The organism is Limnothrix sp. FACHB-881 (genome assembly GCF_014698135.1).
In the GTDB taxonomy this organism is placed as follows: Bacteria; Cyanobacteriota; Cyanobacteriia; order CACIAM-69d; family CACIAM-69d; genus CACIAM-69d.
The window spans coordinates 133102-146828 of sequence record NZ_JACJSN010000006.1 but is presented as its reverse complement, the minus strand read 5'-3'; the positions used below and the strand labels follow the sequence as shown (position 1 = coordinate 146828).

At 55.2% G+C, this 13727-nt stretch carries 11 protein-coding genes; 7 read left to right on the top strand and 4 right to left on the bottom strand.

The features are described 5' to 3' along the window. Nucleotides 1-125 precede the first annotated feature (125 nt). Nucleotides 126-1064 (top strand): NAD-dependent epimerase/dehydratase family protein, encoded by a 939-nt coding sequence (locus H6G52_RS07975; protein ID WP_190527564.1) that lies wholly within the window; start codon nt 126-128, stop codon nt 1062-1064. Between the two features lie 86 nt (nt 1065-1150). Here H6G52_RS07975 and H6G52_RS07970 read toward each other — a convergent pair whose 3' ends face one another. The 3 genes from H6G52_RS07970 to H6G52_RS07960 all read right to left on the bottom strand — a co-directional run bounded on the left by H6G52_RS07970 (nt 1151) and on the right by H6G52_RS07960 (nt 4097). Continuing rightward, nucleotides 1151-2638, bottom strand: a complete 1488-nt coding sequence (locus H6G52_RS07970) for a serine/threonine-protein kinase (protein WP_190527562.1) — start codon at nt 2636-2638, stop codon at nt 1151-1153. A 293-nt stretch (nt 2639-2931) separates the two neighbouring features. After that, entirely contained in the window at nt 2932-3921 is a 990-nt protein-coding gene (locus H6G52_RS07965) for a LysR family transcriptional regulator (RefSeq protein WP_099532556.1), read from the bottom strand. Nucleotides 3922-3929: 8 nt separating this feature from the next. Continuing rightward, nucleotides 3930-4097 carry a hypothetical protein gene (locus H6G52_RS07960; RefSeq protein WP_190527561.1) on the bottom strand — a complete coding sequence of 56 codons (168 nt, stop codon included), beginning with the start codon at nt 4095-4097 and terminating at the stop codon, nt 3930-3932. A gap of 669 nt (nt 4098-4766) precedes the next feature. Between H6G52_RS07960 and H6G52_RS07955 the strand changes: the two genes are divergently transcribed. The 5 genes from H6G52_RS07955 to gmk all read left to right on the top strand — a co-directional run bounded on the left by H6G52_RS07955 (nt 4767) and on the right by gmk (nt 8917). Beyond that, a complete protein-coding gene (locus tag H6G52_RS07955; protein ID WP_099532584.1) occupies nt 4767-5510 on the top strand; it encodes an NnrU family protein in 744 nt (247 codons plus the stop codon). 155 nt (nt 5511-5665) lie between these two features. Beyond that, nucleotides 5666-6004, top strand: coding sequence for a co-chaperone YbbN (locus H6G52_RS07950; protein ID WP_234406677.1), 339 nt, complete (start codon nt 5666-5668; stop codon nt 6002-6004). 158 nt (nt 6005-6162) lie between these two features. After that, nucleotides 6163-7311 carry a quinone-dependent dihydroorotate dehydrogenase gene (locus H6G52_RS07945; RefSeq protein ID WP_190527559.1) on the top strand — a complete coding sequence of 383 codons (1149 nt, stop codon included), beginning with the start codon at nt 6163-6165 and terminating at the stop codon, nt 7309-7311. A gap of 229 nt (nt 7312-7540) precedes the next feature. After that, a complete protein-coding gene (locus tag H6G52_RS07940; RefSeq protein ID WP_199312255.1) occupies nt 7541-7933 on the top strand; it encodes a plastocyanin/azurin family copper-binding protein in 393 nt (130 codons plus the stop codon). Nucleotides 7934-8335: 402 nt separating this feature from the next. Further along, nucleotides 8336-8917, top strand: a complete 582-nt coding sequence (gene gmk / locus H6G52_RS07935; protein ID WP_099532560.1) for a guanylate kinase — start codon at nt 8336-8338, stop codon at nt 8915-8917. Nucleotides 8918-9176: 259 nt separating this feature from the next. Here the strand turns inward: gmk and H6G52_RS07930 are convergent, their stop codons facing one another. After that, the gene (locus H6G52_RS07930) at nt 9177-10580 is read right to left on the bottom strand and encodes a tetratricopeptide repeat protein (protein ID WP_190527557.1); all 1404 of its coding nucleotides are present in this window, start codon (nt 10578-10580) and stop codon (nt 9177-9179) included. Nucleotides 10581-11296: 716 nt separating this feature from the next. On the opposite strand from H6G52_RS07930, the gene H6G52_RS07925 reads away from it, so the two are divergent. After that, entirely contained in the window at nt 11297-13627 is a 2331-nt protein-coding gene (locus H6G52_RS07925; RefSeq protein WP_190527555.1) for a diguanylate cyclase, read from the top strand. The last annotated feature ends 100 nt before the right edge of the window (nt 13628-13727 follow it).

The following is a 13727-nucleotide window of genomic DNA, read 5'->3' as shown; positions in this document are numbered from 1 at the left end:
TGTGTGGGGAATAAATCGATAAAATAGCCTCGTCGCTGTGGTCTCAAAGCTTCCGGGCTATTTCTTTCCCCAATTTCGTTTTCCAAGCGATCAATACTCCATTTTTTGAAAGGTGCAAGGGATTTATGCGTGTTTTAGTGATGGGTGGAACGCGGTTTATTGGCGTTTATCTGACCCGATTACTGGTGGAAAAAGGTCATGAAGTCACCCTGTTGAATCGTGGTCGCAAGCCCTCGCCCGTTGAAGGTTTGGAAGTGATTCAGTGCGATCGCACCCAAGGCGATGAATTGAAATCAAAACTAGCTCATCGCCATTTTGAATGGGTGTTTGATAATAACGGTCGCGAACTCAGCGATACGCAACCGCTGGTCGAAGTGTTGCGCGGCAAAACCGAGCATTTTCTCTACATGAGTTCGGCCGGTGTTTACCTGAAAACCGACCAATTGCCCCACTGCGAAGCAGACCCCGTTGATCCCAAAAGTCGTCACAAGGGCAAACATGAAACGGAAAGTTATTTAGCCCACCATGATGAACCTTTCACATCGTTTCGACCAACCTATATCTACGGGCCCCTGAATTACAATCCGCTGGAATCTTGGTTTTTTGATCGGATTGTGCGCGATCGCCCGATTCCCATTCCCGGCAACGGATTACACATCACCCAACTGGGCCATGTGGCTGACTTGGCTAGTGCAATGGTGGCGGCGGCTGGTAACCCCAAAACCATTGGCAAAATCTACAACATTTCGGGCGATCGCTACGTCACGTTCGATGGCTTGGCGCGGGCCTGTGCATTGGCTGCCGGTAAAGATCCGGAGCAATTGCAATTGATTCATTACGATCCCAAGCAATTTGATTTTGGCAAGCGAAAGGCTTTTCCAATGCGCGTACAGCATTTCTTTGCCAGCAATCAACAAGCAAAACAGGATTTGGGATGGCAACCTGTCTACGATTTGGTTTCTGGGTTGCGAGATGCGTTTGAAAACGATTACTTACCGTCGGGAGCCGATCGCGCGGAAGTGGACTTTTCAACTGATGAAGAAATCGTGAAAGCCTTGGCTTAAATCTGCCGAAAATTCTCGCGAAATCGTGGGTGACAAGGGGCTTCAGCCCCTTGTCTGGTTGTGTTGAGGATGTCCATAGATTCTGATTAGGGTCGAGAGCGACCTGTGAGCAGAAATCCGAGGCGAATGATGCAGGTGATGATGACGCAAACCAGCCCGATCGCCCCGGCCAGCACGATCAATTCCAACAGGGCTAACCCGTTTCGCAACAGAGGAATCAGGCTGACTACCCCGATCGTAATCACCGGCAACAGCAATAAATCCCACCGCTCGATCGTCCGCGACTGTTGCAGCGCCACCAAAATAATCAGCAACCACAGGCCCGGCACGGCCGCCTCAATGCCGAACAATTGCCCCAAACTTTGCCCAAAGTTCCAAATTAATGTGCCCTGAACACCAGTAAACAGGCTGTGGCTGATCCACTCGCGCGTGCTGAATGGTGTGCCCGATCGCGCCTTGCCCTTGCTGGGTTTTGGGGAGGTGGCGGGTTGCGGTTGGGTTGGCGCTGGAGGATGGGGCGCAAGGGGGGCGGGGCCGGCGGCCATGGGCTGAGAGGTGCTGAGTTTGGGTGGCACGCTCAAAATTTGCAAACTGGGCTGGCCCGCGCCGGGATTCACCAACGGCAAAATGGTCACCTGATCAAGCCGCGCCAGTACCTCTTGGGCCGAGCTGAACCGTTGATTGGGCGTGAGCTGCACCAGCCGATCGAGCACCACGGCCAACTCATCGCTGACCGTCACCCCCGATCGCCAGCGCCATTGGCCCTGAAACGAGTCATAAAGGGTTTCAGGCGCTTGCCCCGTTAACAACACCAGGCAAGTCACCCCCAAGCTATAGAGATCCGTGGATGGGAAAACCATCCCGCCGGTTACCTGCTCCGGCGGCGCAAATCCGGTGGAATAGATGCTGGTGGACTGGTTATTCGAGCCTTGGGCCGCCAACCGCACGGAACCAAAATCCAACAAAAACAGCCGCCCATCCCGCCGCCGCATCAGATTTGAGGGTTTGATGTCTCGGTGAATAGCTCCCCGATCGTGAATGAAATGCAGCACCTTCAGCACTTCTCGCAACACGATCCGCGTTTCTGCCTCTGAGAAAGGGCCCTGATCCGCTAGCTCTTCTTCCAGATTTTGCCCGTCAATGAATTCCTGAACAATGTAGAAGTAGTCCTGCGTGCGATCGCCCGTTGGGGTGGGAACCGTGAGCGGAAAAAAGGCGAACAGATCCGGAATTTGGGGATGCTCATGGCCCAAAGATTCCAGCACCGCCGCTTCCTTCACAAACAAAGATTGGGCCAGGGCCAGGCGATCGCCCTGAAGGTCGGCCGGCGGCAAAAACTGTTTCACCACACATTTACGGGTTGCGGGGGTGTAGCGATCGATGGCTAAATAAGCCGCTCCGAAGCCGCCCTGCCCCAACAGACGAATCGGCAAATAGCGACCGCCCAAAATTTGCGGCATCCCGCAGCGCGAACAAAACTTTTGCCCCACAGACACCAGGGTCTGAGGGTGATCCAGATCGAGAAACTCGTTCCGGGGGCGATCGCACCCCGGCCGCGTGCAGTAAACCTCCATGGGGATTGCCTTCGGTCGCTGCCTCCAGTCTAAGCCAGGGGCCGCAACGGCCGGCAATTATTCCCCAGAAGGTCGATGGTTCAGATTTCTGATCAACTTTCTGATCAACCGGTTTCTGATCAAAATTTTAAAATTGGTTTCCGATTTGGTTGCCTATTGTTTTTTGATCACTTTTTTCTAAAAATCGGTTAACCCAAGATTGATTAGTTTGAAATTGATTAGTTCGAGATGAATTAATTCAAGATTGATTAACCCAAGATGGATTAATTCAAGATTGATGAATCTCAGATTAATTAATCCAAACTAATCAGCATTTCCGGCTCCGGAGAGCTAGGGACGCTCGGGGGCGGTGGATATAAATCAGCCGAAGCAAAATGGGGCAAAATGTCACGAGTGAAGGCTTCTGCGGCCTTGGAGCGATAGCGGTTGGGGTTGGTAATCACCTTGAGGATTCGTTCAACCCGGAAGTTTTCGATTTGGCTGCGGTGGAGGTGACCTAATTGCAGTTCTTTTTCGATCGCCGCTACGGAGACAAAGGCCGCGCCGAGACCTGCTTGAACTGCGTTTTTAATGGCTTCGATCGAGTTCAATTCCATATCCACCTTGAGGCGGCGGGTGTCAATTCCCGACTGACTCAAGACCGTATCAATCACTTTGCGGATGGTGGATTGGGAGTCAAGGGCAATGAAAGACAACCCATAGAGATGTTCCCGATCGATGGGATCAAGCTGGGCCAAGGGGTGCTGAGGTGGCAAAATCAGCGCCAGCTCATCGCGGGCATAGGCCAACACTTCCAAGGACTCTTGCAGCTCGGCCGGCACTTCGCCGCCAATAATGGCCAGGTCGATTTGGCCGTTCGACACGCTCCAGGAGGTGCGGCGGGTGGAATGCACATGCAACTGCACCCCCACCTCGGGATATTTGTCGTGGAACATGCCAATCATCCGAGGCAGCAAATAAGTCCCGGTGGTTTGGCTGGCCCCCACGATCAAGGTTCCGCCTTGGAGGTTTTGCAAATCTTTGATTGCCCGGCAGGTTTCCTGGCAAAGGGTCAGGATCTTTTCGCCGTAACTCAGCAGCATGTGGCCTGCTTCGGTTAGTTGGGCCCGGCGACCGCCGCGATCGAACAGGGGCACATCCAATTGGCGCTCTAGGTTTTGTACCTGCAAGCTCACCGCAGGTTGCGAAACATAGAGGCTGTCGGCGGCCCGCTTAAAGCTCCCTTCAGCGGCGATCGCCTTGAGGATGCGGAGTTGGTCAAGCGTGAATGGCAAATCGGACATAGACAGTACTACAGCCTGGAGAAAGCCATCGAGTGGAATGGGATGGAAATCGATCGGGAGTTGGCGAAGAAAGCCGTTGCTGCAAGATGTTGCGGCGCGATCGGGTGAAACGGCACAGGGTGAAACGGCACAGGGCGCAACAACACGAGGCGAAACAACACGAGGCGAAACAACACAGGGCGAAACAGCCTTTTGGCGGAAGGTCGCACTGGGAAGAGTCCCCAACGACAACCATCAGGGCCCGGGCCAAATTCACAGGCCCACCATTCTGGAGAAAGGGGGCGTGAATCGAGAGGTGACGGGGCGACTGAACCGTAGACAGTGAACCTTAGGCGATCGAACGGTGACAAATGATCATCAACCTAGGATCTCATCTCGACCTAGCCGCACGATCGCCCGTTCTTCATTATTCTGAAGCAGACCCCCACCATTTGATTAAAAACATTTATGAGAAAATTTCGGTTCCCTGATAGACCCAGGATCAAACACAGCACCAATCCCTGCGGCGCACCGACCAAAAACCGGTAAATTCCTATCCTGGAGCGCTGAGGCCGGTTGCTGCCGTCTTCCAGCCACCTTTGGGGATCTCCAACTCTCTCTGGGCTTGTTTCCAGCTATCTTGGGTTGTCTCTGGTGATTTCCAGCAATTTTCGGGGCGATTTCTGGCGCTCTCGGGTCACCTGTGGCGATTTCCAGTCACCTTTGGTCATTTTCGATTATTTCGGGTTTTGCCCGACTGGATCAACGATCCTCCCTCTGCCCTCACTGCCGATTGCGTGATTGATTGCATCATGATTTCCATTTTCTCCCTCGGATTTACTGGATCGATCGGCTCGATCGGGGCAATGAGTTCCCTCCTGGGTTTGGCCCCTTGGCTCACTCCCGCCTGGTTTCCCGCCAGCCATTGGATCATGCTGGGTTTGTTGGTGGGGTTTGCGGTTTTGCACAGCGGCCTAGCAGCCCTGCGGATCAAAGGCGAAGCCCTGATCGGCGCGCGGGCTTACCGGGTGTTGTTCGCCTTGGTCAGTTTGCCGGCCGCGGGATTGTTGATTACCTACTTTTTCAACCATCGCTACGACGGGATCCAACTTTGGCAACTGCAAGGGGAAGCTTGGGTGCAGCCGGTGGTTTGGATCTTGTCGGCCATTTCATTTCTGTTCCTTTATCCGGCCACCTTTAACCTGTTGGAAGTGGCCGCCGTCGCCAAGCCCCAAGTTCACCTGTACGAAACGGGAATTATTCGGATCACTCGCCATCCCCAGGCGATCGGGCAAATTATTTGGTGCGTGGGCCATGCCCTTTGGTTGGGAACCAGTTTCATGATGGTGACCTGTGCCGGTTTGATTGCCCATCACCTGTTTGCAATTTGGCACGGGGATCGGCGCTTGTATGGCCGCTATGGCGATGCATTCTTAAAAGTCAAGGAACGCACATCAATCATTCCTTTTCGGGCAATTTTTGACGGCCGCCAAACCCTTCAGCTTGCGGAATTTTTGCGTCCGGCCTATGTGGGGGTCACGGCCTTTGTGTTGGGATTTTGGTGGGCCCATCCGGCGCTCATTCGGCTAACGGCTAGCGTAAACTGGTAGGTATCGATCGCCGGGGACAGAGGACATTTCTAGATTGGTTTGCGTGACTAGCCTTCCTGAAATGTGCCAAATTCCCGGCGATTTTTGATTATTTTCGTTTATTTCTCGTCCAGCGTTTTTTAATATTTCTTTGCCGGTTCATAATGCTAGATACCATGGATGACTCCAGCTTCGATCGGGAAGTGCTACAAACGCCCGGTTTGGTGTTGGTGAACTTTTGGGCCCCTTGGTGTGGATTGTGTCGTTTGATTGATCCCCTCCTGAATAAGCTGCGATCGGACTGGGGTGAGTCGATCAAGTTGGTTAATGTCAATGCAGACAGCAATCTGAGATTAGCCAATTCCTATCGCCTCACCACCCTGCCGACGGTGATTTTGTTTCAGGATGGAAAACCAATTTTTCGGCTCGATCGCTTTGAAGGCAAAGAAGAGTTTTTGCGCCACCTAAACCGCGCTGTGAATCAAGTGGAATTGTCTCGATCGCTTACGTCCTAAGCAGTTTCCAAGCCGCCGTCGGTTCAAAACCCCCTAAAACCGCCGATTGCGTCCTTGGCGACTTGATTGGCGACCTGCGCGATCGGGGTGGGTCTGCTCTGCTGTTGGCGAACTCAAGCCCGCATCAGCCTCTTGTTGCCGTTTCCTGTTGCCGTTTTATGGATTGGTATCGCGTCCTTCGTCCGTTGGTGTTTTCGCCCTTGGCTCCTAGCCCCGAACGGGCCCACGACCAAGCCATGGAGTTATTGCAAGGGTTGGCTCAGTTGCGGCGATCGGCCACGGGGCGATCGATGCTCGCCAACCTGCGCCATTGGTTCACTGCCCAAACACCGGAACTGAGTCAAACCCTCTGGGGCTTGAAGTTTGAGAACCCCGTGGGCCTGGCGGCTGGTTTTGACAAAGATGGGGTAGCCGCCGGGGCTTGGGAGCAACTGGGGTTTGGGTTTGCGGAGTTGGGCACGGTGACGCTCCATTCCCAGCCGGGCAACCCGCAACCTCGGCTCTTTCGCCTGCTGCCCGATCGCGCAGTGCTGAACCGGATGGGATTCAACAACCAAGGGGCTGCGGCGCTGGCTGAACGGCTGGCCGCCCTTCGCCCTTCCCCCTGGGAAAATCCCAACATCCCGATCGGGGTCAACCTGGGCAAGTCCAAAATCACTGAATTGGAAGGGGCCGCCGCCGACTATTTGGGCAGCTTCCGGCTGCTGAAGGATTGGGGCGATTATTTCGTGGTGAATGTGTCTTCGCCCAACACACCCGGCCTGCGATCGCTCCAAGATGCCGATCGACTCGGGGAAATTTTGGACAGCCTTCAGCAAGACAACCAAGGCCAGAAGCCCCTGTTGGTGAAAATTGCGCCGGATTTGGAATGGAGCGCGATCGATGACGTAGTGGGCCTTGCCCAGCGCTTTGGCCTAGCGGGGGTGATTGCCACCAACACCACCATTCGCCGCGACCAACTGCAAACCAAAACCCTGAAGCAAACGGGCAATCCAATCACCGCCGAAGCCGGGGGCATTAGCGGCCAACCCCTGCGCGATCGGGCCACGGAAGTCATTCACCATATCTATCGCCAAACCGCTGGCCAACTGCCCATTATTGGCGTGGGTGGTATTTTCAGCGCCGAAGATGCCTGGGACAAAATTGCCGCCGGGGCCAGCTTGGTGCAGGTCTACACCGGCTTTGTCTACGAGGGGCCGGGACTGCCCCGCCGCATTGCTGAGGGCTTGGCGGCCAAGCTGGCGGAGCGTGGCTGGTCATCCATCACCCAGGCGATCGGCTGTGGTCACGGTTCCTTGGAGCGATAGGCTCGATCAAGCTGATCTAACCCAATCGATCTGACCTAATCGATCTGACCCAATCGATCTAACCCAATCGATCTGACCTAATCGATCTGACCCAATCGATCTAACCCAATCGATCTGACCTAATCGATCAAATCGAATCGGCCAAAGGAAATTGGTCAAAACCAGCACCGTTGCTACGGGAGAGCGATAGAATTCAACCTGTAAAACCCCTTTCATGAGTTTTTGACCAATGAAAGCTTGGATGAAATCGATCGCCCGTCGCGCTAGCCTGCTGGTGGCTGCCGTCGCTCTGTTTGCTGGTGTGTTGTTCGCCGTGGCTCCCAGCGCCCTGGCCGAAACCCACAGCGTGCAAATGACCAACCTGCTGAAGTTCTCCCCTGAAACCGTGACCGCCAAGGCTGGCGACACGATCGTTTGGTCGAACCCCGCTGGTTTGCCCCACAACGTGGTGTTGGAAGATGCCTCGAAGTTTGACGCGGCTGAAGTGAAGAAACTGGGCCAACTGTTGGGCAAAGGCGAAGCTGGCTTCACCCTGCCGAGCGACCTGCCTGCTGGCACCTACAGCTACTACTGCGCACCTCACCGTGGCGCTGGCATGGCCGGCAAGATTGTGGTTCAGTAACCACCGGCTAATTTATTAGGCTAATGACATTGGCTGACTACACTTTGTGGCAAGCCAGATAGCCCCAAGAATGCGATCGAGCGATTATGGAAAATGCAACCATGGGCCTAGTGCCTAAGGGGCTAAAGCCACGCTCAAAATCGCTAAAACTGACAGGATGATTGGGATCTAGGCTGATGGACTAGGAGCGACCTGGCTCCATCACTTGACAGGCTTTCGGTTGATAAGTTCTTGATTGATCGATTTTTAATTCACGAGGTTTCGATTTTTTAGATCAGCTTAAGTTGGCTTCAGTCGGCTTTAGGTTGGCTTTAAGATGGCTTTAGGTCAGCTTTAAATCAGCATTGTTTTCCCTTGATTGAGACCAGTATTAATGCATTTGAAGATCGGCGCGCAACTCAAATGGCGAACGGAACGCTAACGGTATTAACAGGCCCCAGCGGCGTGGGTAAGGGCACATTGGTGAAGCTGTTACGCGAACGCCATCCCGATTTGTATTTATCCGTTTCTGCCACCACGCGATCGCCCCGTGACGGCGAAGTGGACGGGCAGGATTATTTCTTTGTGTCGCGCGATCGGTTCATGGCCATGGCCGAAGCGGGTGACCTGCTGGAGTGGGCTGAGTTTGCCGGTAATTGTTATGGAACCCCGCGCCAACCGATTGTGGAGCGTCTGGCGCGGGGCGAGCAGGTGTTGTTGGAAATTGAGTTAGAGGGAGCGCGTCAGGTCAAAACCACGTTTCCCGAGGCGTTTCGGGTGTTTGTGTTGCCGCCGTCGCTGGATGAGTTGGAACGACGGTTGCGATCGCGGGGCCAAGATGCCGAAGCGGCGATCGAGCGGCGTTTGGCCCGGGCCCGCGAGGAAGTGGCCGCCGCCGATGAATTTGATCAGCAGGTGGTGAACGACGACCTAGACAAGGCGCTGATTCAACTGGAATCGATTATGTTCTCCCCGATCGCAACCCCTGTGGCTGGCGAAAGCTGATCAACCCTTTCGTTGCCAGTTCCCAAAGCCAGTTCCCAGACTTTTCGCGAATCGAAATCATGGGTCTTTGGGGCCTGTTTTCATTGCCCCAATCGTCGTAGGGGTTGGGTCTCCCAACCCTAACCCGGGCGATCGCCACAACCCTGTCCACCCCTGGGAACACCCAAGGATCACGGGAATGGGCGAGGAGACCTCGCCCCTACGACTGATTGTTTGAAGAACGAGGTCATCAGGGTTTCAGGCGATTTGACGACGGGCCCTAATCCTCCGGGAGGTCATCCCGTTCCAGGTCATAGAGCACCTTTTCCAAATACCAATCCTCATCCATGTTGGGGTAATGGTCTCGGGCCCGATCGAGCAGGGTTTGTGCGATCGCTTCCTGGCCGCCAACCCGCCCCAACAGCCGCTGCCAAAGGGGATTTTGGGATTTTTGGGGCAACCCCGGAGACAGGTTCACCGGCTGCTGCAACATCTTGAGTTGTTCCAAGGTGGCGCGATAGCGTTCCCAGTCGTTGCGATCGCAAAACAAGCTGGCGGCGGTTTGGTAGTCCTCGATCGCCTGCTTTAGGTTTTCTTGGCGAACGGCCGCTTGGGCCCGCAACAGCAAAATGGCGGGCCGATCGCCCCCCAGCTCCAATGCTTGGTTATAGTCCCCGATCGCGGCGCTGTAGTTGCCCAGTGCCTGTTGGGCATCGCCCCGCGCCAACCACAGCAGCGGGTTTTGGTCATCTTGGGCTAAGGCTTGATCTAAATCCGTCAACGCCCCCGCCCGATCGCCCATTTCCAGCCTGGCCCTGGCCCGGTAACGGTAAAGCGTGGCATCAGCCCCACCCCCTTGAATCGCCCGGTTGCAATCCGCGATCGCCCCTTGCCAGTTGCCTTGCTTAATGCGCACCGCTGCCCGACAAGCCAGCGCCTTTGGATCCTGTGGATCCAACTTCAGGGCCCAATCTAACTCCGCGATCGCCCCCTGCACATCTCCCGACTCCGCCCGGTTCAAAGCCTGGGCATAAAAGGCTTCTGGGCGCATCATTGCTCCCACGGGTGCGACCGCATTGGGTGTACCTGTATTGGATGTGCCCGTGCTGGATGTGCCCGCAGTGGATGCCCCCGTGGCGGTGGCCTGCAAACTGGCCAACGTGGGCGGCGCATTAAGCGGGGGCAACGGTTCCGTCAGCACGGGCGGACTGGCGTTGGGTTGTAGCTGCTTCAGTAAATCCAAACATTGCCGGGCCCCCACGGGATCGCGGCGATCGAGATAAAGCTCCGTCGCCTTGCGCAAGCTGACGATCGCGGCGGCCAGATCTCCTCGCTTGCGCAGGGCCGTTGCCTTCAGTTGGTGGGCCGCTGGATTTTGGGGATTGAGCTGAAGCAGGCTGGCTAAATCATCCAACGCTCCATCAAAGTGATCCAAAACCACACGAACCAAGGCTCGGCCATAGAGAGCCGGTTGATAATCATTGGCCAGTTCGATCGCCCGTGAATAGTCAAAGGCAGCCTGTTGCAACCGGCCCATATCAAAATAGGCCAAACCCCGCCGGTAATAGGCTTCAGACCAATGGGGATCCGCCGCAATGGCTTGGTCAAAGCAAGCGATCGCCGCTGCTTGGTCGCCTTGTTTTGCCTGCTCGATGCCCTCCCAAAAGGCCGCATTATCAGTCATCACGCCGCCTCGCTGATCACATACCGACCGCCATCATTAGGGCAATCCTAGCAATTGGTAGAGAGCTTGCGGTGATTTGTATCAATCCATACGGATTTTGAGGCGAACTTTCTTGGATTGCCGCCCCCAATTCCTCAACAACAGGGCTGATCATCAACAACCCTTGGTGAAGACCGGGCCAACCCACTCATAATAAATGCGGAGCTGTTGATTGCTGGTTAGTCCCGCCGTGTGGTGACTGGCCACTCAGCTTGGTGGTTGCTGCAAGCTGTCCACGCTCGATTCATCCAACAACTGATTCAGCAGTCCATCCGGTAATCCAATCGGTGATTCAATTCGGCGATTCAATGGGGATTCAATGGAAATTCAATAACGAGCACCTCAGTTCGTGCATCTAGTCGGAGATCTGGAGATCTAGTACATCGGGAAATGCATCAGGCAATCCATCAGGGTCTTGGGATGAATGGGTTAGGATCAGGTGATCGCGCGGCTCTGTGCGGCGATAAACAGCCCTAGCACTGTTTGAGTACTGATTTTGGATATTAATTTGGATATTAGTCGTGATCAATTAGCCCCAAGCCGCCCGCTTACCTCTTAGCGATCGCTGGGGACGTTGCTCATGGTCAGCCGGCCCCATCAGCCCAAACACTGCATCACGGCTGCCAAAAACGATTCAAACGATTTCACTGATTCAGGCGTTTGCTTTTTCCTATCCTGTGCTTGATTCTCACCAAATTATTCCCGCTGTCCGTTCCCTGTCCCTGGGCGAAGCTGGCTACCTTGCGGCAACGCAAGCGCTGGTGATTTCAGCGGACAAAACTATCGCAGACATGGTGCAGCATCTTCAGGGAATTCACCCATCGCAGATTGCTGAATCACAATTGATTGTGCTGGTGTTGCCGACGGCCCAGGGCGAGAAGCCGATCGGGGTGCTGACGGTGAGCGAGCTGGCCTGGGCCGTGGCGACCCAGCGGGAATTGGCCACCTCTGCCCTCATGAGCCTGGCTAGACCACCCGTGACCTTGCCCGCTCAGACCAATTTGCAAACCGCTTGGGACACGTTTCAGGCTCAAAAATGCGCCTGGTTAGTGTTGCTAGAGGAGCAGGGAGTTTTTGCGGGGGTTATTTCTCGTACTGCTTTGCTGGAAGCGGTGGTGGAACGGGGCGGTCTGGCTGGTCAGTTGTCAGAACCAGCCCCAGACTCAGACTATTCCCCGCTAATTTGTTCGCAGCCGGTGCATGGCTACTGGTCCGCCGGTTTGACCCATTTCCTGGGACAAGTGGGCGATGGGGTTGCCCAAGTGGTGAACGATGGGGTTTGGGAATGGAACCTAACGACCGATCGCCTGGTGTTGTCGCCTCGGTGGAAGGCCCTGTTGGGCTATGGCCCCTCGGAGTTGGCCGATGAGTGGGCCACTTGGGAACAGCGGCTCATTGAGGAAGATCGATCGACCCTGAACAATCTGCGGCAGGCGGTGCAGGTGAACCAGGCCAACTGCATTCAACTGATTCAGCGGTTTGAGCACCGCAATCAAAACATTGTTCATGGCCTGGTGCGGGCGGTGCGCCACAGCGCAGTCAACGGGGAAGATATCTTTTGGGGAGTCCTGACGGACATTAGCGAATTGGCCCGCACCCAACAGGAGCTGGCGGATATTCTCGACAGTTCGATCGATGGAATTGCTGCCCTGCGCACGATCCGCAACGGGGCCGGGCAAATTGTGGACTTTTTGTGGACGGCGGTGAACGCCTCGGCCGAAATGGTGCTGGGGCGATCGCGCAATCAACTACTGAATCGACAACTGCTTGATCAAGTGCCCCTTGTGCGCCAAGACGGCCTCTTTGAAGCCTATGTGCGGGTGGTGGAAACTGGCCAAGCCTTCAGTCGATCGCTCCGAATCACCCAAGTTGACGGCCGCGACGCTTGGTTGCAACTCACGGCGGTGAAATTAGGCGACGGCCTGACCCTGACTTTTCGGGATGTGACCCAAACCAAGCAGGCCGAACAGGTGCTTCAGGAAACCAATCAACAACTGGAGCGACGCATTGAGGAGCTGAAGTTTCGCAACCGCGAAATGGCGCTGCTGAGTGAAATGATTGATTTCCTGCAGGTTTGCGTGACCGTGGAGGAAGCCTACACCGCCGTGGCTGACCTGGTGCAGGCTCTGTTTCCCGGTTGTTCCGGGGCCCTGTTTACCCTGGAATCGACCCGCGTGGCCCTGGAGGCGGTGGCCACTTGGGGCCCTGACCCGATCGGGGAAACCCTGTTCTACCCCGATGATTGCTGGGCCCTGCGTCGTGGCCGCATCCATTGGGCCGAGCACAAACACACGGGGTTGCTCTGTCGCCATGCCCACCCCCTGGGATCCCAAGCGGAATCCCTTTGTTTGCCAATGATGGCCCAAAGTGAAACCCTAGGACTGCTGTATCTTTGCACCCCGCAGCACGATTCCCTTTCGGCTCCAAAACAGCAGCTCGCCCGCACCGTGGCGGAGCAGGTGGCCTTGGCCATTTCCAACCTGCGATTGCGGGAAACCCTGCAACAACAAAGCATCCGCGACCCGCTCACCGGTCTCTATAACCGACGCTATTTAGAGGAAGCCCTGGAGCAAGCGGTTTGTCGGGCCCGGCGCGATCGCTCCCCGATCGGGGCGATCATTTTGGACATTGACCATTTCAAACAATTCAACGACACCTTTGGCCACGATGCCGGAGACTTGGTGTTGCAGGAAGTGGCGCAATTTCTGCAAAGTCGCATCCGAGGTTCCGATATCGCCTGTCGCTATGGTGGCGAGGAAATGACACTGATTTTGCCCGGAGCCACCCTCGAAGAAACGGTGCAACGGGCGGAGGTGATGTGCCAAGAGCTGAAGTATTTATCCTTGCGTCACGGTGGGCAAACCCTGGGGGCAATTACTGCCTCCTTTGGGGTGGCCAGTTTTCCGCAACATGCGGTTACCGTAGCCACCCTTTTGCAAGCGGCCGATGCCGCTCTCTATCAAGCGAAATGGGCCGGGCGCGATCGAGTCGTTGTGGCCCAAAGTTAAAAGAACCCAAAATTAAAAGAACCAAAGGTTAAAAGTTGATCTTGAAATCAATCTTGAAAGTAACATTTCGGGGCTAATCAAGCCTCAAAAACGATAATTC